This window comes from Stenotrophomonas sp. PS02301 (genome assembly GCF_029959485.1).
Classification (GTDB): domain Bacteria; phylum Pseudomonadota; class Gammaproteobacteria; order Xanthomonadales; family Xanthomonadaceae; genus Stenotrophomonas; species Stenotrophomonas maltophilia_Z.
In genome coordinates this window covers 1-20,265 of record NZ_JASCOO010000048.1, presented here as the reverse complement: position 1 = coordinate 20,265, position 20,265 = coordinate 1, and the positions used below count along the sequence as shown (strand labels likewise).

General features: G+C 68.7%; 15 protein-coding genes and 1 pseudogene. 4 read left to right on the top strand and 12 right to left on the bottom strand.

Annotated elements, in window-relative coordinates; all coding sequences use genetic code 11:
- Positions 1-36 precede the first annotated feature (36 nt).
- Both QMX81_RS12665 and QMX81_RS12660 read right to left on the bottom strand, forming a co-directional pair.
- Complete coding sequence (locus tag QMX81_RS12665) at positions 37-1,152, bottom strand: ribonuclease H-like domain-containing protein (protein WP_282261980.1); 1,116 nt, start codon at positions 1,150-1,152, stop codon at positions 37-39.
- Complete coding sequence (locus QMX81_RS12660) at positions 1,149-3,629, bottom strand: DEAD/DEAH box helicase (RefSeq protein WP_336619091.1); 2,481 nt, start codon at positions 3,627-3,629, stop codon at positions 1,149-1,151. The genes QMX81_RS12665 and QMX81_RS12660 overlap by 4 nt, the downstream gene beginning before the upstream one ends.
- A 186-nt stretch (positions 3,630-3,815) precedes the next feature.
- Here QMX81_RS12660 and QMX81_RS12655 point away from each other — a divergent pair, with 186 nt between their 5' ends.
- Positions 3,816-4,295 carry a hypothetical protein gene (locus tag QMX81_RS12655; protein WP_282261979.1) on the top strand — a complete coding sequence of 160 codons (480 nt, stop codon included), beginning with the start codon at positions 3,816-3,818 and terminating at the stop codon, positions 4,293-4,295.
- A gap of 43 nt (positions 4,296-4,338) precedes the next feature.
- Here QMX81_RS12655 and QMX81_RS12650 read toward each other — a convergent pair whose 3' ends face one another.
- From QMX81_RS12650 to QMX81_RS12610, 9 genes are all read right to left on the bottom strand, one after another.
- Positions 4,339-6,168: a hypothetical protein gene (locus tag QMX81_RS12650; protein WP_282261977.1), complete on the bottom strand. Its 1,830-nt coding sequence runs from the start codon at positions 6,166-6,168 to the stop codon at positions 4,339-4,341.
- Entirely contained in the window at positions 6,165-8,336 is a 2,172-nt protein-coding gene (locus tag QMX81_RS12645) for a hypothetical protein (RefSeq protein WP_282261975.1), read from the bottom strand. Before QMX81_RS12645 ends, QMX81_RS12650 begins: the two co-directional genes overlap by 4 nt.
- The gene (locus QMX81_RS12640; protein WP_282261973.1) at positions 8,333-9,451 is read right to left on the bottom strand and encodes a BatA domain-containing protein; all 1,119 of its coding nucleotides are present in this window, start codon (positions 9,449-9,451) and stop codon (positions 8,333-8,335) included. The genes QMX81_RS12645 and QMX81_RS12640 overlap by 4 nt, the downstream gene beginning before the upstream one ends.
- On the bottom strand, positions 9,448-10,344 hold the full coding sequence (locus QMX81_RS12635) for a DUF58 domain-containing protein (RefSeq protein WP_282261971.1): 897 nt from the start codon (positions 10,342-10,344) through the stop codon (positions 9,448-9,450). The genes QMX81_RS12640 and QMX81_RS12635 overlap by 4 nt, the downstream gene beginning before the upstream one ends.
- A 10-nt stretch (positions 10,345-10,354) precedes the next feature.
- Positions 10,355-11,338 carry a MoxR family ATPase gene (locus tag QMX81_RS12630; RefSeq protein ID WP_121043949.1) on the bottom strand — a complete coding sequence of 328 codons (984 nt, stop codon included), beginning with the start codon at positions 11,336-11,338 and terminating at the stop codon, positions 10,355-10,357.
- A gap of 61 nt (positions 11,339-11,399) precedes the next feature.
- Complete coding sequence (locus QMX81_RS12625) at positions 11,400-12,101, bottom strand: DUF4159 domain-containing protein (RefSeq protein WP_282261967.1); 702 nt, start codon at positions 12,099-12,101, stop codon at positions 11,400-11,402.
- Positions 12,102-12,168: 67 nt separating this feature from the next.
- A complete protein-coding gene (locus QMX81_RS12620; protein WP_121043955.1) occupies positions 12,169-13,503 on the bottom strand; it encodes a TldD/PmbA family protein in 1,335 nt (444 codons plus the stop codon).
- A gap of 20 nt (positions 13,504-13,523) precedes the next feature.
- Positions 13,524-15,158: a TldD/PmbA family protein gene (locus QMX81_RS12615; protein ID WP_121043958.1), complete on the bottom strand. Its 1,635-nt coding sequence runs from the start codon at positions 15,156-15,158 to the stop codon at positions 13,524-13,526.
- Between the two features lie 132 nt (positions 15,159-15,290).
- Complete coding sequence (locus QMX81_RS12610; RefSeq protein WP_282261964.1) at positions 15,291-16,919, bottom strand: TldD/PmbA family protein; 1,629 nt, start codon at positions 16,917-16,919, stop codon at positions 15,291-15,293.
- Positions 16,920-17,063: 144 nt separating this feature from the next.
- Here QMX81_RS12610 and QMX81_RS12605 point away from each other — a divergent pair, with 144 nt between their 5' ends.
- The 3 genes from QMX81_RS12605 (at position 17,064) to QMX81_RS12595 (ending at position 19,449) form a co-directional block, all read left to right on the top strand.
- Positions 17,064-17,687, top strand: coding sequence for a DUF938 domain-containing protein (locus QMX81_RS12605; protein WP_152153837.1), 624 nt, complete (start codon positions 17,064-17,066; stop codon positions 17,685-17,687).
- A gap of 92 nt (positions 17,688-17,779) precedes the next feature.
- Positions 17,780-18,418: a tetratricopeptide repeat protein gene (locus QMX81_RS12600; protein ID WP_121043964.1), complete on the top strand. Its 639-nt coding sequence runs from the start codon at positions 17,780-17,782 to the stop codon at positions 18,416-18,418.
- A gap of 113 nt (positions 18,419-18,531) precedes the next feature.
- Positions 18,532-19,449, top strand: coding sequence for an AEC family transporter (locus QMX81_RS12595; protein WP_282261958.1), 918 nt, complete (start codon positions 18,532-18,534; stop codon positions 19,447-19,449).
- 10 nt (positions 19,450-19,459) lie between these two features.
- On the opposite strand, the pseudogene QMX81_RS12590 reads toward QMX81_RS12595, so the two are convergent.
- Positions 19,460-20,185, bottom strand: a pseudogene (locus tag QMX81_RS12590) (AAA family ATPase); the annotation flags it as partial.
- Positions 20,186-20,265: the final 80 nt, after the last annotated feature.

Sequence of the window (20,265 nt, the reverse complement as noted above, 5' to 3'; positions counted from 1 at the left end):
CCACGGTAAGTACCCGCAGTGTCCGTGGGCCGGCCTTTACACCGCGTCAATGGCCTGCAGCGCCAACGTCTCCCGGTCGCGCTGTTCCTCGGCCACCAGCCGCCGCATCAGAAGCGCCAGGGTCACCACGTCCTGGTGGTTGTGCTCGGCTACCCGGCGCAGGTTCACCGCACTGCCGCCGCGCAGGTAATTCAGCCACGCAGCCGGGGCCTCCGAGCCGGGCAGATCGTCTTCGCGCACGATCTGCAGCAGCTGGCGCTCGATCGTGGCCAGCCGGCAGTTTTCCCAGGTGCCGCGATAGCGGCGGCGCGTCGGGAACAGCAGATCGACGTGATCCAGTGGCGTGATCGGGCAGCGCTGCCGGGCCAGCCGATAGCGCGTCTTGAGCAACGGCGCGTCGTAGCAGCGCCCGTTGTAACTGGAGAACACCGTGCTCGGCTGCAGCCAGCCGGCGAACTCGCGCAGCATCGCGGTTTCCGCGGCCATCGTCGTCATCAGCAGCTGGCGGATGCGCAGGCCGTCGCCGCGGTCGGGATGCGTGTGCCAGTCCGCCGCACCGATCATGAAGGCGCGGGTACCGGTGCCGCCGGCCAGGCCGGTGGTTTCGGTATCGAAGAACAGCAGGTCCTGCGGCTGCACCTGCTCGCCTTCGCGCTTGGCGAAGGCCAGCGACAACGGCTCGGTCGGAATGGCTTGGGTAACGAACGATTCGATCAGGAACAGGCCCGGCGCGATTTCCTCACCGGGCACATGCCGATCCTTGGCGTTCTCGCGCGGGGTGGCGGTGCTGAGGCCGCGATCGCGAAGGCCGAGCAGACGGCGCAGGCCACCGATCTCCGGCTTGCGCAGCGCGGGAACAGGAACAGGAGGAACAGCGGGAACTGCCGGTGCGGTCTCGCGTGCGGCCGCGCCGGTTGGCTTGTGGCGGATCTCCTGCTCGACCCAGCCGAAGACGGAGGCCGGTGTGGGCGTACGCGCACGCGCATCGTTGGCGGCGGCCGGAAGCGGGGCGCTGCCCGTGCCGCCGGGAGCGCCCGTGTCGGCGGCAGCGGATCCGCGCCCAGGGGCGATGGCCGGACCAGAGGCAGGCGCCGCCGTCGCATCACCGGCCTGCCGGCGCAGCAGGCGCAGCTTGTCCAGGCTCAGGCTCACGGGGTCACCACCTCGGCGCTACGGTGCTCCTGCTCTTCAGCAGACGGCAGCGCGGCGCTGTCGAACAGAGCCAGCACCTTCAACGCCAGCGCCTTGGGCGTGGTGGCATCGTCCTCCTGACCGGCCAGCACCGGGCCGACGCAGGCCGGGCAGCCGGCCTTGCAGTCGCAGCCCTGCACCAGCTCGCGCGCGCGCAGCAGCAGCTCGGCCTGGCGCACCCACAGCGGCTCGCTCAGGCCCACACCGCCGGGGAAGTTGTCGTACAGATACACCGTCGGCACGAACTGCTGCTGCAACTCGATCGCGCTGGCATCGAACTCGGCGCCACGCAGTTGCCCGCGCCCACTCTGGTCGGCCACCGCGAACCACGCGCCATCGCCATTGCCGACGGCCTTCTGCAGATCGCGCGCATCGGCCATCACCGCCACCGTGGCGACGATGTGCAGCGCGTAGGCCGCGCCGAGGAAACCGTCCAGTGCTTCCTGCTTGCTGTCGAACGCGGTCAGCAGCAGCGCCTGCGGCAACTGCCACCACACCGCCGTGGTGTGCAGCTCCTGGTCGGGCAGGTTGACCGGGCCATAGCCGATGTTTTCGTGCGTGTAATAGCGGATCTTCTTGTAGCCGGCCACGCGGCGCACCACGTGCACTTCGCCGTGGTGTGAATCGCCGCGCCCGGCGATGCAGCCGTCGAAGCGGTCCAGCACCTTGAGTTTGGTGAAGTCGATGCTGTCGGTGTAGTAGTCCACGTGGGTGCGGGTGACGTAGGCCTTGCGGCCTTCCCAATCCAGCCGCTCCACCTGGTAGGGGGTGGACTGCACCATGTGGATGGCGCCTTCATACAGCGTCAGCGCGGCGGCGGAGTAATCCACCTCGGCGATGATCTGCTGCTTGCCGTCGCTGCGGTCCACCACCACGAAGTTGCCATCGGCCACCGAGCGCAGGCTGACGGCGTTGGCCGGGTAGCTGTCGGCGATCCATTCCCAGCGGTCGCCTTCGCGATGCACCACCTCGGTCTCGGCCAGAGCTTCCAGGAACACCAGCGGGTCGATCGGGCCGAAAGGATCGCCGGCCAGGAACGGCAGCTCGAAGGCGGCACAGCGGATGTGATCGAACAGGATCAACGGCTGGTCCGGCGCGATGCGCGCATGCTCGGGCGAGGCTTCGGCGAAAAAGTCTGGATGCCGCACCACGTATTGGTCCAGCGGCTGCGAGCTGGCCACCATCACGCCCAGTGCGGGCTGCTGGCGGCGGCCGGCGCGGCCGAAACGCTGCCAGGTCGCGGCGACGCTGCCCGGGTAGCCGTTGAGGATGACCACGTCAAGGCTGCCGATATCCACGCCCAGCTCCAGTGCCGAGGTGCTGACGATGCCGTCGATCTGCCCGGCGCGCATCGCCCGCTCGGTCTCCCGCCGCTCCGTGGGCAGGTAACCGCCCCGGTAGGCGCGGATGCGGGCCGGCTTGCGCGGGTCGTGGTCGAAGATGTCCTTGAGGTACTTGGTCAGTACTTCGACCATCAACCGGCTCTGCGCGAAGATCAGGGTCTTCAGCCCGGATTTGATCGCGATGCGGGCGATGCGGTTGCTCTGCGAGCGGGCCGAGGCCCGCAGGCCGAGATCGGCATTGACCACCGGCGGGTTCCACAGCAGCACGTGCTTGGGCCCGGTCGGCGCGCCGGATTCGGTGATCGCAGTGACCGGCGCTTCGATCAGCGCCTCGGCATGCGCCTGCGGGTTGCCGATGGTGGCCGAGCACAGGATGAACTGCGGCTCCACCCCGTAGAACGCGCAGATCCGCTTGAGCCGGCGCAGCACGTTGGTGACGTGGCTGCCGAACACGCCGCGGTAGGTGTGCACCTCATCGATCACCACGTAGCGCAGGTTCTCGAAGAACTGCGCCCACTTGGTGTGATGCGGCAGGATCGCCTGATGCAGCATGTCCGGGTTGGAGACCACGATGTCGCCGTGCAGGCGGATCGCCTGGCGCGCATCACCCGGCGTATCGCCATCGAAGGTGAAGGCTTTGACCCCCAGGTCGCCGGCGCGGTTGAGCTCGAGCAGCTCGGCCACCTGGTCCTGGGCCAGCGCCTTGGTCGGGAACAGGTACAACGCCTTGGCCTTGCCCTGCATGGCGGCGCTGACCACCGGCAGGGTGTAGCACAGCGATTTCCCGCTGGCGGTCGGGGTCACGATGGCCACGTGCTCGCCCCGCTGGCTGGCCTCCCAGGCCTCCGCCTGGTGGCTGTACAGCTGCTCGATGCCGCGTGCCTTCAGTGCGCTGACCAAGGCATCGGGGACATCGGTCGGGATCGGCGCGTACCGGCCCTCGCGCGCGGGAATCGTGAAGCTGCCGGTGATGCGGTCGTGGTAGCGGCGCTGCAGGCGCGAGGTCAGCAGCGCACCATCGCGCGAGGGCAGGCCTTCGGTGGTGGCGAGGCGGCGCTCGGCGTCCTCGGTGCGCTTGGCGAGTTCGTAAGCCATGGTCACAACGGTCTGCAAAGGACGCTATGGAAACATGACCGCGTCTCAATGTCTGAGACATTGCGCTGCGCCGGGGTGAATGGTTCAGTGCCTGCCGGCGTCGCTTGGACAGCTGCCAGCAACGAAATCTGACACCGGCATCCGTATCCTTGGTGGCAGCCCGCTACCAACACGGACGGAGTCGCTGTGGCATTACGTGAATATCAAGGCTTGGCAGTGCTTGCGGGTTTGCTGCTGGCCGCTGCCGGGCAGGCCCAGCAGGCCGCCGTACCTGAACCCGTGGAACCGCCGCCCGCGACAGCGCAGGGGGATGTCACCACGCTGGGCGAGGTGCGCGCCCTCAAGCCTGACGACGAACCGCTGGATCTGTACCGCTTCAAGAATCCGGTGCAGGTGCAGCCGAACCGCTTCAGCCACACCTGGAGCGAGCCCCCGTCGCCCGAGCAGGTCAGCATGAGCGGTGGCTATCTGATGATGGGCATCAACAAGGGGCTGGCCGCCGCCGCCCAGGGCGTGAACAAACTTACTGGCGGACCCGATCAGATCCAGTCCGCGACCGCGCGCCCACCGCCGGAGCTGACCGAGGAAGAGCAGCGTCGCGCGCAGGAGGTGTGTGTGCAGCAGGGTGGGTGCCCGGTGCTGCCGGAGCCCGGCGGAACACCCTGACGGTTACCCCACTCGCACTGTGGGACTCAACGCTGTGCGCGCGTCAGCCTGCTGTCACCCCCCGTCGTCGCTCCAGCCACCACAGCAACCCTGCCGCCAGCAAGAAGGCGAGCAGCCATGGCCACCGTGCGCCCGGCGTCTCGACCACGCCAGCCGATGAAGCGGAGGCGCCGGTGGCCAAGCGCTGGGCAGTCGCGTCGCGCAGCTGCTGCCGATACAGCGGTCGCGCGCTGGCCGGATCGAACACGTAGAACGCGTGGTGGCGTTCGCCCTGCTGCAGCTGATGCCAGCCCGGCTGGTTCGGCCAGTAGCCAGCGCAGCGCTCGGGACCGCTCGCCGGATCAAGCTGCAGGGGGATGAGCGCGCCATCCGGTGCACGCACCTGTGCAGTCACCTGCAGCTGGCACAGCGCCATGCGCTCGCCGGCCCACGGCGTGTGGGTGCCGATGCGTGGCACATCCGCGGCAGGAAGCGGGCGCGCCACGCTGGCCATGACGCTGCTCCACACCTCGGCGTGGCGATCGTCGCGGCCGGCCAGCACCAGTCGATAGCTGTCGGTGATGGGCAGGAGCGCAACGCGGCCGCGTCCGAGAACGCGGTAGCCGCCGACGGCAGCGCCCTTGTCATCGTGCAGCAGGGCGGCTGCATCGGTGGCCTTGAGAGTCAGCTGCTCCAACACTGGCAGCGCAGCCTGATGCGAGGCGGTGTCGGCTTCTTCGACGTAGGCGGTGGTGTCCGACGCGGGCCGCTGGGGGCCACGGCGTGCCTGCAGCAGAGCGGCATCGGCGTCGGCCGGCAGGGTCAGGGGGGCAGCCTGGTTGTTGCCGCTGACGGGCATGCCCCAGCCGCGCAGCGCCTGGCGCGCGCTGTCGCTGAGGGGGCCACTGGTGCGGACGAGCACGCCCAACCCGGCGCGGATCGCCTGCTGCAGTGCGCTGCGTTGCGCGGCCGACAGCCCGGCCAGGCTGCGCTCATCCAGGAGCACCACATCGGTCTCGGCCAAGGTGGCAGCGGTAAGTGCGATCGGTGCATCGCCAAGTGATACGCCACCGCCCGCGTTGGCCTGCGCCTGCACCCGCAGCCCGGCATCGGTGGCCCAGCGGCGCAGGTACTTGAACTCCGGGCCGGGTGCACCGGCCAGCAGCAACAGGCGAGGCGTTGCGGCGGCGGCGGTGTCCACGGGAACGGCAAGCGTATCGATCACATGCTGTTCGGCGTCGAGCAGGCGCAGGCCGAACACGCTCTGTCCGGCAACGCGGGCCACGCCGCTGAGTTGCACCTTCCCTTCGGCATCCGGCGTGGCCCTGTCGATGACCACACCGGCGGGATCCACCAGTTCGGCGCGCGCGCCTGGCACGCCCTGCGTACGCGCGCTCACGGTGAACACCGCACCGGGCGCAGTGACCGCCGGCGGCTGCAGCGCGATCCAGCCCTGCGGCGCGTTGGGCGATTCGATACGCACGCCACGGGGCAGCGCGACATCGCGATCGCGGGCCGACAGGCCATCGCCGATCAGCCGAAGGGAAGTGGCACCCGGATGCTGGCGCAACACGGTGGCCAGGTCGGGTGCTGCGAGGGCGTCTGCCACCTTCGTCGCTTCCGGCAGCGCGACCACGGTCTCGCCCGGCGCCGCCGACCAGCGCACCTGATCGGCCGCGCCAGTCAGCACGGTCAGCTGGCCACCGGCCACGCGCTGCATCGGTGGCACCAGGGTCAGGTAGAGCAGTACGGTCACCATGGCCTGCAACAACAGCAGGGTGGCGAACACGCCGCTTGCCCGCGCCGGTCCACGCCACTGCTGCCAGCACAGACGCGCACTGGCCAGCGCCAGTACGGCGAGCAGCGCGATCAGGATCCAGCGCGGTTCGCTCACGGTGAGGCCTCCAGGGCATCCAGGTAGCGCTGACCCATGGCATCCGGTGCGATGCGACGAGGGACCTGCGGCAGCGGCCGCAGCAGCGCACGCCACAGCTGCGCACGCAGGGCCTGATGGCAGTCGGCGCAGTCCGGGGTGATGCGGAGCTCCTCGATGGCGGCGGCCAGGCCCAGCGGGTCCGGCAGGCGCGCTTCATTGCGCCGCAGCCACTGGGTCAGTGCGTCCAGATCCGGCGCGCTGGCGGGATCGGCAAGCTGCTGCCAGACCTGCACGATGGCCTGGTCGGGTGCCTCCAGCGCACGCAACGGCAACGTGCGGCTGGCCAGGTCGGCGCGCTCGCCGGTCATGCGCCGGCCCTCGTCGATCGGCGGGAGCTCCGGGCCGACCCGCGCCAGGTAGATGCGTTCGGCCTGCTGCACTTCCTTGATGAAACCCAGCGCCTTGTAGGCGTACGGCAGGGCGCGCTCTGGCTGGCCCTGGCGAAGTTCACCCTCGGAAGACCACATCTGGTCCAGCGCGGCCTTCAACGTGGCACGCGTCTTCGGATCGAGCAGGGTGGCCGCCTCGGCGTGGTCATGGGTATGGCCGTACTCGGAGAGGACATCGGTGGCGCTGCCGAACACGGCAGCGGTGCCATCGGTCGGCGCGCCGTGGTCGTGATCGTCGTGCCCGCCCTGCGCCTGGGGCTTGGCAGGGTCGGCATCGTGGCCGTGATCGTCGTCGTGCGCGGCCGGCGGCGTGTCGCTGGTCGGCAGGGCATCGCTGGTCGGCGGTGGCTTGGCCCCGCCTTCGCTTTCCTCGCCGAGGAACTGGCCGTAGCGCAGGCGCAGGATGCGCTGGTCCACGCCGATCGCATCGGCGCGTTTGACGAACTCCTCGGCCGGCAGCTTGCCGCGCAGTTTGATCAGCGCCTCGGCGTCGATGATGATCTGGCGCTGGCTGCGGAAGTACGCCGGCAGGGTTTTCTTGACCATGCCCTCCATGTCGGTGCCCTGGATCTCCGCGGCACTGGGCAGGCGCAGGATCACGCTGCTGCTCTGAGCCGTCTGCGCGGTGGGCGTGTGGGTGTCGCGCACGGTCAACTGGGCGATCACGTCGTTGCCTTCGGTGGCGCCCAGCGCGGCGAGGTCCAGCGTGCGCGCGAAACGCCGCTGCGTCGCCGGTCCGGTGCCGGTCAGGCTGAACGTCTGCTCCCGGAAGGTGATGTTCTCGCCGCTGCCCTGGGCCAACGTGACCTTCAACTGTGCCGTGGCGATCACGCCGTAGTCGTCGGTGGCCTCGAACTGCAGCGGCCACTGACGCTGCCCGGGCGCACCCAGTACAAGACTGCGGTCGGGAGCGATCACACGCACCACCGGGGGGCGATCGGGCACCACATCAAGTCGATACAGGCGGGTGTCGCGCAGGGCAGGCTCGGTGACCACGCGGTACAACGCCGGACGTGTCGCGCTCCACTGCGCGGCCCAGTGGTCGCCGTCGCGTTGCAGCGCGATGCGCTGGCCATCGTGGAACTGCAGCGCAGCGGTCTGCGGTTGCGCCGAGAAGCGCAGCGACCACTGCAGGCGGCTGTCCTGCGGGACCTTGCCATCCAGCGCGCTCTGCACGCGCGCGGGCTGCCCGGTGTAGGAAGGGGCGGTGATCTCCAGCCGGGTGGAACGCAGCTGCGGCGGTTGCGCCGGTGTGGCCGGCGGTGCCGCGGCGCTTGGGAACAGTGGCGCCGCGTTCTGGTCGCGCGGCCAGCCGAAGGCCAGGGCCATGGCCAGCAAGGACATCACCGCCGACGCCAGTACCCAGCGCCACGGCCAGCGGGGCCGCAGCTCGGGCAGGCGCGACTGCAGTGCCGCCTCGACATGCGAGCGCTGGCGCCGCTGCAACGGGTTCAAGGTGTCGGGGGTCGCGAACAGCAGGTCGGCACTGTCCTGCGCCACCGCGTGTTCATCCAGGCGGCGAACCAGCCAGTGGCGATCGAGGCGGCGCGCGCGCCAGGTGGCCAGCCCGACGCCGACCAGCAACGTCAGCAGCAGGATCACGGTGAACGCATTGAACCCCGCGATCCGCCATGCAACGGCACTGAGTGCCAGCGCGATCGGTACCGCGACGACGGCGGTGATCCACCACTGGCGCCGGCGCGCGCGCTGCCAGCCGCGCTGGATGATGGCGTTCATGCCCCTGCTCCACGGCGCGGCGAGGTGGCCACCACCCGTTCCAGCGCGAACAGCAACACGATCAGCGCCAGCAGCCACGGGGTCAGCTCACGCGGCAGCGGACGCGGCGTGGCGCCACCGCGCACTGGCTGCTGTGTCGCCGCGGCTGCGAGCGTGGGCGGGGCGGGTGCGGCGACGACCGCCAGCAACTGGCGCGGGAAGCCGGGATCGCGCAGCACCGGCAGCGCCGTCGGCGTCAGCGGCGAAGTGAAACGCAGCAGGCGACCACTGCCCTCGAGCCGCTGTTCCAGTACCAACGCGCCGTCCGCATCGCGCAAGGCGGGAGTCCAACCCTCCCCAGTAGAACCCGACGCGACCAGCGCGCTGCCGCCCTGGCGCACCCACGCTTGCCAGGCGGCAGGCAGCGGCGCAGCGGCGAGCCACACGCCGATCTGCCCGGCGTCCGGGGCGGTACCGGCACCGCGTGCGGGAGACAACCCCTGGTTGGACCATGCGCGCTGGAACGCGGCCAACACGCGTTGCTCGCCTTCCGCGATCTCGCCACCGACCTGCAGCACAGGCAGTGCCGCCGTGCGCGCGCTGGTCGGTGCCATGAGGATCGGCCGCCAGTTCACGGCACGCGACAGGCGCGGGCGCTCGCCATCCAGCCCGGGCATCGGGTCAGGCACGTACACCGTCAGCGGTGCGCCGGCGGGCAGGCGCTGATCCAGCTCGCGCAGCAGGCTGGCCAGCGGTTGATGGGGCGCCGGCGCGCCGTCGGCCAGCGCAGGGAAGCCAGGCGCGAGCCATCGCCAGTCCCCTTCGGCAATCTGGCCACGCAGCGCCGCTCCGTCCAGACCGGGGGCGACCACCGTGACCGCGTGGGTATCGGCCGCGCCCCCGTGCAGCACCGGCCGCGCCAGCAGCAGGGCCAGCGCGGCAAGCAACAGCAACCGCACCAACAGCAGCGGCCACTCATCGAAACGGACGTTCTGGCGCGGCCGGATCCGGGCCCGCAGCCAGCGCAACGCGGCGAAATCCAGCGGCGCATATTGGTGGCGCCGCGCCAGGTGGATCAACAGCGGCACCAGCCAGGCGGCCAGTGCGAGCAGGCCGAGCGGGAACAGCAGGCTCACGCGCCACCTCCGGCGCCGAGCAGCACACGCAGGGGCTGATCCAGCGGCTGGTCGAGATAGCCGCTGGCGTGCACGATGCCGCTGCTCTGAAGACGCGCCTGCAACGCATGCTGCGCAGCGTCGAAGCGGGCCAGGTAGTCCTCTCGGATCGCACGGCCGTCCCCCAGCAGTTCTTCGCCGGTCTCCGGATCGCGGAAGCGGTGGCCCTGGGTGAACGGGAAATCGCGCTCTTCGGCGGTCAGCAGCTGCAGGTGCAGCACTTCGCGACGGGCGGCCGCCAGCCGTTCCATCAGCACGATGCCGGCCTCGTCGAAACCATCGCCCAGTGCGACCAGCAGATCGCCGGCCTGCACGCGCTCCCAGATCGGCGCCAGCGAGGTCACCGGCGGCCAGCTGCCACTGGCCTGCAGCTGGCGCAGCAGCAGGTGCACGCGGTCACGTTGGCGCGGGCCGTGCCCGGCGGGCACCAGCTGCACGCCGCCGCCGCTGACCACGATCGCGCCGAAGCGGTCGCCCTGCTGCAGGGCCAGTTCCACCAGGCAGGCGGCGGTCGCGCAGGCGTGGTCCAGCCGCGACGCGTCCGGTCGCGCGCGATCACGCTGCCGCGCCGAGGCGGTCGCATCGATCAGCACCCAAGCCGTGATCGGGCTCTCGCGCTCGGATTCGCGTACGAAGAACCGGTCCGAGCGCGCGTAGAGCTTCCAGTCGATCTGGCGCAGCTCATCACCGGGTTCGTAGGCACGGTACTGCGCGAACTCCAGCCCGGCACCGCGGCTGCGGCTGGCGTGCTGCCCGATTCCGTGCGCACCGCGCGCACGGCGTGGCAGCAGCCGCAGCGCCTTGAGGCGGCTGCGGACATCGGCGGGGATCGCGATCGGTGCGTTGCGGCTCACGGCGTGTGGATCACCCCGGGAACGGCACGGCCTGCAGCAGCGCGGCGACCACATCGTCAGCGCTCTTCTGCTCGGCTTCGGCGGCAAACGACAGCAACAGCCGGTGACGCATCACCGGCGCGGCCAGCGCCTGCACGTCCTCGCGGGTCGCGGCAAAGCGGCCCTGCAGCAACGCACGCGCCTTGGCCGCCAGCACCAGCGACTGCCCGGCACGCGGGCCGGCGCCCCACTTGATCCACTGGTTCACCGCCGCCGGCGCATCGCGGCCAGGGCGGCTGGCACGCACCAGGCGCGTGATCCAGGTGAGGACGTCTTCGCTGATGTGGACCTGGCGCACCGCGGCCTGCAGCGCCAGTACCTCCTCGGCGTCCATCACCTTGGGCACGCTGCCATTGGCGCTGCCGGTGGTCTGCAGCAGGATGTCGCGCTCTTCCTGCTCGGTGGGGTAGTCCACCCGCACGTGCAGCAGGAAGCGGTCGAGCTGGGCTTCGGGCAGCGGGTAGGTGCCCGCCTGTTCGATCGGGTTCTGCGTGGCCAGCACGAAGAACGGTGCGGGCAGCGTATAGGTGGTGCCGGCGTAGCTGACGGTGCGCTCCTGCATCGCCTCCAGCAGCGCGGCCTGGGTCTTGGGCGGGGTGCGGTTGAGCTCGTCGGCCAGCAGCAGGTTCGTGAAGATCGGGCCCTTCTGGAAGCGGAAGTGCCGGTGCCCGGTGCCGTGGTCTTCTTCCAGCAGCTCGGTGCCGAGGATGTCGCTGGGCATCAGATCGGGCGTGAACTGCACGCGCCGGAACTGCAGCTCCAGCGCCTGCCCGAGCGAGCGCACCAGCAGGGTCTTGCCCAGCCCGGGCGCGCCTTCGAGCAGGCAGTGGCCGCCGGCCAGCAGGCCGATCAGCAGCTGCTCGACCACCGCGTGCTGGCCGACCACGGCCTGGGCCAGCGCGCCGCGCAGCTGCTGCAGTTTGGGAAGAAGGGCATCAAGGCGGTCGGTCGTCATAAGGCACTCGCAGGATCGGCGTAGAGCCACGCCATGCGTGGCTGAAAAAGCAGGAAGAAGCTCAGCTGTTCAACGCATACATCACGATGTTGACGGCGAAGCGGGTGTTGTCTTCGGCCAGGAAGCGCTTGTTGCGCCAGTCGTAGTCCCACTCGCACCCGTAATCCTTGTTGCTGTAGAGCACACCCAATCGACCATCGATCTGGATGCCTTTGAGGTAATCGTGGACCAGATCATCGCCCCAGCCATTGAGCTCGAACCCGGTGGCCGGTGGGCCCTCGGGGAAGCGGAAGAAGCTGCGGTACAGCGCATGATTGTTCGGGAGCTTGCCCAGCGCCCTGGGCCCGAACAGCTTGGCCATCTGCGCTTCGAAGGAGGTGGCGAACAGGCCGTCGATGTCGTGGTTGCAGTCATCGACGAACACGAAGCCGCCATTGCGCACGTAGCGTACGAAGTTCTGCCGTTCGGCTGCATTGAACTCGACCAGCTTGTGGCCGGCCAGGTAGCAGAACGGCGCCTCCAGCATGCGCGGATCGGACAGCGCGACCACGTGCTCGGTCGGGTCCACGCGCAGGGAGGTGTAATCGATCAGCGAGGTGATCACGTTGGACGGCATGCGCGCATCCACGTCCCAGTCGCCGGAGTCGTACTTGAGGCGGGTGAACCAGAAGTCGTAACGCCCGGCCTGGGCGCGTGCCGGCGCGGGCAATGCCGCGAAGGCGGCACTGCCCAGCATCAGGCGCAGGAACTGTGCGCGGTTCATCGCCACGCACGTTCCCGGGTGTCACCGGCCAGACGAAGAGACGGCCAGTGGCCGTCACGACCGTTCATCAGACCGCGTCGGACAACGAGGTGAAGGTGAAATCGCGCAGCTTCATCGGCGGAATCATCATCACCAGGCTGGACTCGTCACCGGCCACACGCACTGGCTTGCCCAGCTCTTCGATGTTGTTGAGCATGATCACCGGCGACTCATTGAAGCGGAAGTTCTTCACCGGGTGCTTGATCTGGCCGTTCTCGATGTAGAAGGTGCCATCGCGGGTCAGGCCGGTCAGCAGCACGGTCTGCGGATCAACCATGCGGATGTACCAGGTGCGGGTGACCAGGATGCCCTTCTGGGTGCCACGCACCAGTTCGGCGGTGCTCTTGTCGCCACCGGCCATCAGCAGGTTGCCCGGCCGCGCGTTGGCGGTCTTGCCCTGCTTCTGCGCCCAGAAACGCGAGTAGTTGAGGTTGGCGATCCTGCCGTCCTTGATGATGTCCAGCTTTTCGCGCGGCTGGCCTTCGTTGTCCCACGGCAGCACCGCCGCGTCCGGGTGCCACGGGTCGGCCACCATCGTCACACGCGGGTCGTAGACCTGTTCGCCGAGCTTGTTGCCGCCGCCCTTCTTGGAGAGGAAGCTGCGGCCTTCATCGGCCGAGCGCGCATCGAAGAAGTTCATCATGAAGCTGATCAGGCCGGCCGCCGCCGCCGGCTCCAGGATCACCGTGTACTTGCCCGGCTCCAGGGCCTTGGCTTCGGCCGATTCGGTAGCCTTGCGCATGGCGATGCGGATGTCCTGGTCGGCCTTGAAATCGGCCGCGTCCTTCACACTGCGCCCCACCCAGCCCGAGCCACGCCCGTCTTCGGTACGCACCGTGCAGGTGTAGTTGAAATTGGTGCCGCGCTGGTAGCCGAAGTTGCGGTTGCTGTTGGCCGTTGCATAGAAGCTCTGGCCATCTTCCAGGAAGCCGGCGGCGATCAGGCCGTTGCCCCGGCAGGGCGCGATCGAGTCGGCGGCGACCTTGGCGCGGAAGGCCGGGTCGATGGCCGCGGTCGATTCGCTGAAGGTCGGGCTGGCAGTGTAGGTCTGCTTGCCGATGGCCGGCATGAACTCGGGGTTCTCCGGGGCCAGGCGGGCCAGATCTTCGGCACGGCGCACCACGCGTTCCAGCGCGGCGTCGTCGAACTCGTTGATCGAGGCGGTGCCGACGCGCTTGCCGAAGGCGACCGTCACGGCCAGCTCGGTGTTGTCGACGATGCCGCTGGTGGAGACATTGTTCAGTGCGAAACGGATGTTGCCGTCGATCGAGCCGGCCAGCACGGCGGTGCACTCATCGGCCTTGGAGAGCGCGATGACCTTGTCGAGGATGGCCTTGGCCTGGGCTTCGGTGAAGATACTCATGGATTGGGGCTCCTGACCGGTCAGCCGAGGCTGCGCGCGGTGTTGATGACGTTGATGCCGTTGAAGCGCGCGGTGGACGAACCGTGCGAGACCGCCGAGACCTGGCCGGGCTGGCCCTTGCCGTCGAAGAACGAACCGCCCAGGCGGTAGTCGCTTTCATCGGCCACGGCGGTGCAGGCGTTCCAGAACTCCGGCGTGCGGATCTGGTAGGCCACGTCCTCGAGCATGCGGGTGATCTGGCCGTTCTTGATTTCATAGAACAGCTGGCCACCGAACTGCGCGTTGTAGCGCTGCTGATCGATGGAGAACGAGCCGTCGCCGATGATGTAGATGCCGTTCTCGACGTCCTTGATCATGTCGGCCACGCTCAGTTTGGTCTTGCCCGGCGCCATCGAGACATTGGCCATGCGCTGGAACTGCACGCTGGACCAGGAATCGGCGTAGCAGCAGCCGTCGGACTCGGTCTTGCCCAGGATATGGGCCTGGTCGCGGATGGTCTGGTAATCCACCAGCTTGCCTTCGCTGATCAGATCCCAGCGCTTGGTCTTGACGCCCTCATCGTCGTAGCCGACCGCACCGAGGCTGCCCGGCTGGGTCTTGTCGGCGAAGATGTTGACCTTGTCGCTGCCGTACTGGAAATGCTGCTCGCGCTTGTCCAGCGTGGCGAAGCTGGTGCCGGCGTAGTTGGCTTCGTAGCCGAGCACGCGGTCCAGCTCCAGCGGGTGGCCGACCGACTCGTGGATGGTCAGCCAGGTGTGCGACGGATCCAGGATCAGGTCGTACTTGCCCGGCTTCACCGACGGTGCCTTGAGCTTTTCCTGCGCCTGCTTGGCCGCGGCGATCGCATCGGCCTTCATGTCATAGGAGTTGCGGTAGTTGACCACGCCGTTGGGCGAGACCGCCTTGCCGGTGCCGACGCCATCAAGGTACTCGTAGCCCAGGCCCATCGGCGAGGACAGCCCGGAGCGGGTGCGGAACTTGCCGGTGCTCTTGTCGATCGCGGTGACCGTCATCGGTGCCCAGATGCGGTGCACATCCTGGTCGATGTAGGAGCCATCGGTGGAGGCGAAGTACTTCTGCTCGTTGACCAGGAACAGCATCGAGTTGACGAAGCTGGCGCCGGCGCCCATCGCGCCTGCATTGACGTCCAGCAGCAGCTCGACCTTCTCCTTGATCGGCACGTCCATCGCGTTCTTGCGGATCGGGGTGCGCCAGGACACTTCGCCCACGCCGGGCGCGGCCGCCAGCTGCACCGGGGCGGTCTGCACGCCGGCGTTGGCCTTGGCGATCGCAGCGGCCTGCTGCGCGGCACGCGCCACATCGGTGGTGCCGAGCTGGTTGGTGGCGGCAAAGCCCCAGGCGCCGTTGACGATCACGCGGATGCCCACACCGGTCGATTCGGTGTTCACCACGTTCTGCACCTTGTCCTCTCGGGTGATCACGTACTGGCGCAGGTAGCGGCCGATACGCACATCGCAGTAGGTCGCACCGGCCTGCCGCGCGGCGGCCAGGGCGGCATCGGCCAGGCGCTTTTTCAGCGCCGGATCGAGTGCGCTCTGCAGTTGCTCGGCGGCAATGACCTTGCCGAAGAACGACGGCACGATCAGTCCGCCAGCGGTAAGCCCGGTCAGGGCGAGAAAGTCACGTCTTTGCAAGGCAGCTCTCCACGTCGGTGTGGGGGTGGCAGGGAAACAGCGACATCAGGGCGACCGCCGCGGCGGCACAGCCGATTCTTGCGGCCGTACGGGCGCCGCGGTAGTGACATTCGGCATGGAGCGGGGACAGGCTCATCCCAGGCTGCGTGCGGTATTGATGATGTTGATGCCATCGAAGCGCGTGGTCGATGAGCCATGCGAGACCGCCGAGACCTGGCCCGGCTGACCCTTGCCATCGAAGAACGAACCACCGAAGCGGAAATCGCGCTCGTCGCAGATCGCGCTGCAGGCGTTCCAGAACTCCGGCGTGCGGATCTGGTAGGCGGCGTCCTCGACCATGCCGGTGATCTCACCGTTCTTGATCTGGTAGTACAGCTGGCCACCGAACTGCGCGTTGAAGCGCTGCTGGTCGATCGAATAGGAGCCACGGCCGTGGATGTAGATGCCGTTCTCCACGTTCTTGATCATGTCGGCCACGCTCAGCGGCGCCTTGCCCGGCGCCAGCGACACGTTGGCCATGCGCTGGAACTGCACGCTGGACCACGAATCGGCGTAGCTGCAGCCGTGGCTCTCCTTCTCGCCAAGAATATGCACCTCGTCGCGGGTGGCCTGGTAGTTCACCAGGATGCCGTCCTTGACCAGGTCCCAGCGCTTGGTTTTCACGCCTTCATCGTCGTAGCCCACCGCGCCCAGGCCGCCCGGGGCGGTCTTGTCGGCGAAGAAGTTGACGATGTCGCTGCCCCAGCGGAAGCCCGCATCGCGCTTGTCCAGCGTGGCGAAGCTGGTACCGGCGTAGTTGGCCTCGTAGCCGAGCACGCGGTCCAGCTCCAGCGGGTGGCCGACGTTCTCGTGGATGGTGAGGAACAGGTTGGATGGATCCAGCACCAGGTCGTACTTGCCCGGCTTGACCGACGGCGCTTTGAGCTTCTCCCGCGCCTGGCGGGCCGCGGCGATCGCATCCTCCAGCGGATCGTAGGAATCACGGTAGGCGACCACGCCGCCCGGCAACGCGATCTTGCCGCGCGCGTCGCCATCGAGGAACTCGTAGCCCATGCCCATCGGCGAGGACAGCCCGGCGCGGGTGCGGAACTTGCCGCTGGTCTTGTCGATGGCGGTCGCGGTGAAGGGCAGCCAGATGCGGTGCACGTCCTGGTCGATGAAGGAGCCATCGCTGGAGGCGGAGAACTTCTGCTCGTTGACCAGGAACAGGGTGGAGTTGATGAAGTCGGCCCCGGCATTGAGCGCAGCCGCGTTCAGCGACAGCAGCATGTCGACCTTGTCCTTGAGCGGCACCGCCATCGCGTTCTTGCGGATCGGGGTCTTCCAGCTCACGTCACCCACGCCGGTGACCGGCGCCAGCTGCACCGGACGGGTCTGGATGCCGGCGTTGGCGCGGGCGATCGCTGCGGCCTGCTCGACCGTGGCCAGCACCGCGGCCGGGGTCTGCTGGTGGGTGGCGGCAAAGCCCCAGGCACCGTTGACGATCACCCGGATGCCGATGCCCGAGGATTCGCTGTTGGTGACGTTCTGGACGTTGGCCTCGCGGGTGATGACCGCCTGGTTGAGGTAACGGCCGATACGCACGTCGCAGTAGCTGGCACCGGCGCGCTTGGCGGCGGCGAGCGCGGCCTCGGCCAGCGCCTTGCGGCGGCCCACATCACCCGGCTCGAGCAGCTGCTCGGCGGCGATCAGCCGGCCATGCGGCAGTACCAGGCCCGCCAGGCCCATTCCAGACAGCGCTAGAAACTCACGACGTTGCACAGCTCGCATCCCCCAAGGACGGCCGACGGCACGCAGGCCGCCGACATTGGACAAGTCTTCGACTTTCGGTGGCATCGCGTAGTGGCACAAGTGACTGCGGTCATGGTTGGATGGACATCGATTCCCTGCCGATGTGACATTCCGATGAGCCAGATACGCTGGTCCGAGGCCTGCGACCGCAACCGCGCGCCGATCCTGGCGGTGCTGCAGCGCCACCTCGCCGCCCGCCACCGGGTGCTGGAGATCGGCAGCGGCACCGGCCAGCACGCCGAGGACTTCGCAGCGGCCCTGCCGCACCTGCAGTGGCAGGCCAGCGACCATCCGGACCACCTGCCCGGCATCGCCGAGCGGCTGCAGGCGGCCGGCCTGCCCAATACGCCGGCGCCGTGGCCGCTGCAGGCGGCGCTGTCGCCCACGCCCGGGCTGGGCCCGCTGCCGGCGGCGCCATTGGCCTTCGATGCGGTGTTCAGCGCCAATACCCTGCACATCATGAGCTGGGCGCACGTGCAGGCGTTGTTCGCCGGGTTGCCTGCCGTGATGGCCGCGGACGCCGTGCTGTGCGTCTACGGCCCGTTCAACGCCCACGGTGCCTACAGCAGCGACAGCAATCGCCAGTTCGATGCGTGGCTGAAGGCGCGCGATCCGGCCTCGGGCATCCGCGATGCCGAAGCGGTGGATGCACTGGCGGCCGGGGTGGGCCTGCAGCTGGCCGAGGACGTGGCGATGCCGGCCAACAACCGCCTGCGGGTCTGGCGGCGCGCCGGGTAGATCCGACCGTTGGTCGGCCGCGCTTGGTGCCGGGCGTGCGCTGCGGTTAGGATCAGGAGGGGAGGTTGTTGTGACAACCTGGGGGAGTTTGCATGGCAGTTGCAAGACAGATGCTGGCCGGCGTGATGCTGGCCATGGGGGCTTGTGTGTTCAACGTGTCGGCGCAATCGCTGCCGGCGGTGCAGGAGTTCTACTTCGACAATGACCTGGCCGCCGCCCCGATGGTGGTGGTGCAGGGAGAGGGTGGGGATCTCGTCGACCAATTGATGAAACACCGCGAGCGCGGCCGCAAGACGCTGGAGGCCACCGTGCAGCTGGCGGGCGTAGCGATCGCGCAGGGCCGGCCGGAACTGGGGCGCAGTCTTTACGAACAGGCCGCCACGACCGCGTCGGCCAGTTCGGTGCTGGGCCGTTCCGTGCGTTGGAACTATGGCTGGGACCTGTTCCGCCTCGGCGAGACCGACGCTGCACTGGCCCAGTGGACGGCGGCCCAGAACACGCTGCGTGGGAATCCCGGGTGGGTGCCGCCCACCTTCGCACTGGCCCTGTGGACGCTGGGCCGCAAGGCCGAAGCCGTGCAGTGGTATGCCGCAGCCGTGCGCACCGAGCCACAGCAGTGGAGCGGAACGGATCGCTATGCCGAACTGCTGCCTGGCTGGCGCGACAGCGAACGCAGTACGCTGGCCGAGATCCAGCGGGCCTGGGCGGAGAAGCCGCCCGCCTGGCCGTGATCGGGTCGGGCGGGCCCGCACATACGGGCCTGCCCCTTGGCGAGGCCGCCGTACCCTCCCGTTTCGACCATGGTCGGGGCGGCGGCCACTGCCGGATCGGCTAGGCTGTCGCGATGGCGTTCGATGCATTCGCTCTCATCCTGACCATGCTTGGCCTGGGCATGCTGTTCTCGCGTCTGCGCGCGCTGCCGGACAACACTGCCGATGTGCTCAACCGCATCGTGCTGTACGTCTGCCTGCCGGCGGCGGTGCTGATCTACGTCCCACGGCTGCATCTGGATATCAGCCTGATCGGGCTGGTCGCCACGCCGTGGCTGTTGATGCTGTGTACGCTCGCCGCGGTGAGCCTGGCTACGCGCGTCTTCGGCTTCGCCCGCGACGTGCATGCGGTGCTGTTGATCTGCGTGGCGCTGGCCAATTCCAGTTTCATCGGCTACCCGATGGTGCGCGCGCTGCTCGGTGATCACGCGCTGCCCTATGCGGTGGTCTATGACCAGTTCGGCACCTTTGTGCTGCTGTCCACGTTCGGCTTGTATGTGATCGCGCGCTACAGCGGCGACACCCCGCCTACCGCCGCACAGATCCTGCTGCGGATCGCGAAGTTCCCGCCGCTGTGGGCGTTGCTGTTCGCGTTGACCCTGATGCCTGAGCAGCCACCGGGCTGGATCGGCACCGGGCTGAAGCAGCTGGCCGATGCGATGCTGCCGCTGGTGATCCTGGCGGTGGGTTTCTCCATCCAGCTGCGCCTGCCACTGGATGAGCTCAGGCCACTGGGCATCGGGTTGCTGCTGAAGCTGCTGGTGATGCCGGCACTGGCGCTGCCGATCTCCTGGGCGTTCGGCCTGCACGGCACGATGCTGCAGGCCAATGTGCTGGAGTCGGCGATGCCGACCATGATCACCGCCGCCGCACTGGCGATGTCCCATCGCCTGGCCCCGCGCCTGGCCGCCGCGCTGGTTGGCTACGGCATCCTGCTGTCGCTGGTGACGCTGCCGGCGTGGGTGTGGGTCTTGCAGCACCTGCCGGCGTAGCGCCCCGGCGTCACACGTCCGCGCTGACGGTGCGCCCCCGTGCCCACTCGCGCAGCGCAGTGACCTGTTCGGCCATCAGCACCGATAGCGGCCGGCTGCCGCGGATCTCCTGCATCAACAGTTCGGTATCCAGCACACGCGATTCGGCATGCGCGGCGTACAGCCCCGACACCACCGCCTGTTCGATCTCCGCACCGGAGAAGCCATCCGCCGCGGCCGCCAGCGCGGGCAGTGCGAAGTCGTCCGCATTGAGCTGGCGCTTGCCCAGATGCAGGCGCAGCAGTTCGACCCGGGTGTTGGCGTCGGGCAGATCGACGAAGAAGATCTCGTCGAAACGGCCCTTGCGCAGCAGCTCGGCCGGCAGTTCATGCACCTGGTTGGCGGTGGCGACGATGAATACCGTGCTCTTGCGCTCGGCCAGCCAGGTCAGCAGGTGGCCGAGCACCCGGCGCGACACGCCGCCATCTTCGCCGCCACTGGCCAGGCCTTTCTCGATCTCGTCGATCCACAGCACGCAGGGGGCCAGCTGCTCGGCCGAGGCGAGCGCGTCGCGCAGGTTCTTCTCGGTCTCGCCGTGGTACTTGTCGTACAGGCTGCCGAAGTCCAACCGCAGCAGCGGTACGCCGAAACCGGCCGCCGTTGCCTTGGCCAGCATTGATTTGCCGCAGCCCTGCACGCCGAGCAGCAGCATGCCCTTGGGCGGGTCCAGGCCGGCCGGGCCCGCGCCGCCGAGGAACACCGGCCGGCGCGGGGTGGCCCAGCGCGTGAGCCCGGTGGGGCCCGCCCCAACGGGCAAGCGGGGGGGGTGGTTCTAGT

Coding starts and splice junctions, on each gene's coding strand:
- QMX81_RS12630 (WP_121043949.1), bottom strand. CDS start 11,338: ATGACGACCGACCGCCTTGATGCCCTTCTTCCCAAACTGCAGCAGCTG.
- QMX81_RS12645 (WP_282261975.1), bottom strand. CDS start 8,336: ATGAACGCCATCATCCAGCGCGGCTGGCAGCGCGCGCGCCGGCGCCAG.
- QMX81_RS12620 (WP_121043955.1), bottom strand. CDS start 13,503: ATGAGTATCTTCACCGAAGCCCAGGCCAAGGCCATCCTCGACAAGGTC.
- QMX81_RS12660 (WP_336619091.1), bottom strand. CDS start 3,629: ATGGCTTACGAACTCGCCAAGCGCACCGAGGACGCCGAGCGCCGCCTC.
- QMX81_RS12625 (WP_282261967.1), bottom strand. CDS start 12,101: ATGAACCGCGCACAGTTCCTGCGCCTGATGCTGGGCAGTGCCGCCTTC.
- QMX81_RS12605 (WP_152153837.1), top strand. CDS start 17,064: ATGAGCCAGATACGCTGGTCCGAGGCCTGCGACCGCAACCGCGCGCCG.
- QMX81_RS12600 (WP_121043964.1), top strand. CDS start 17,780: ATGGCAGTTGCAAGACAGATGCTGGCCGGCGTGATGCTGGCCATGGGG.
- QMX81_RS12595 (WP_282261958.1), top strand. CDS start 18,532: ATGGCGTTCGATGCATTCGCTCTCATCCTGACCATGCTTGGCCTGGGC.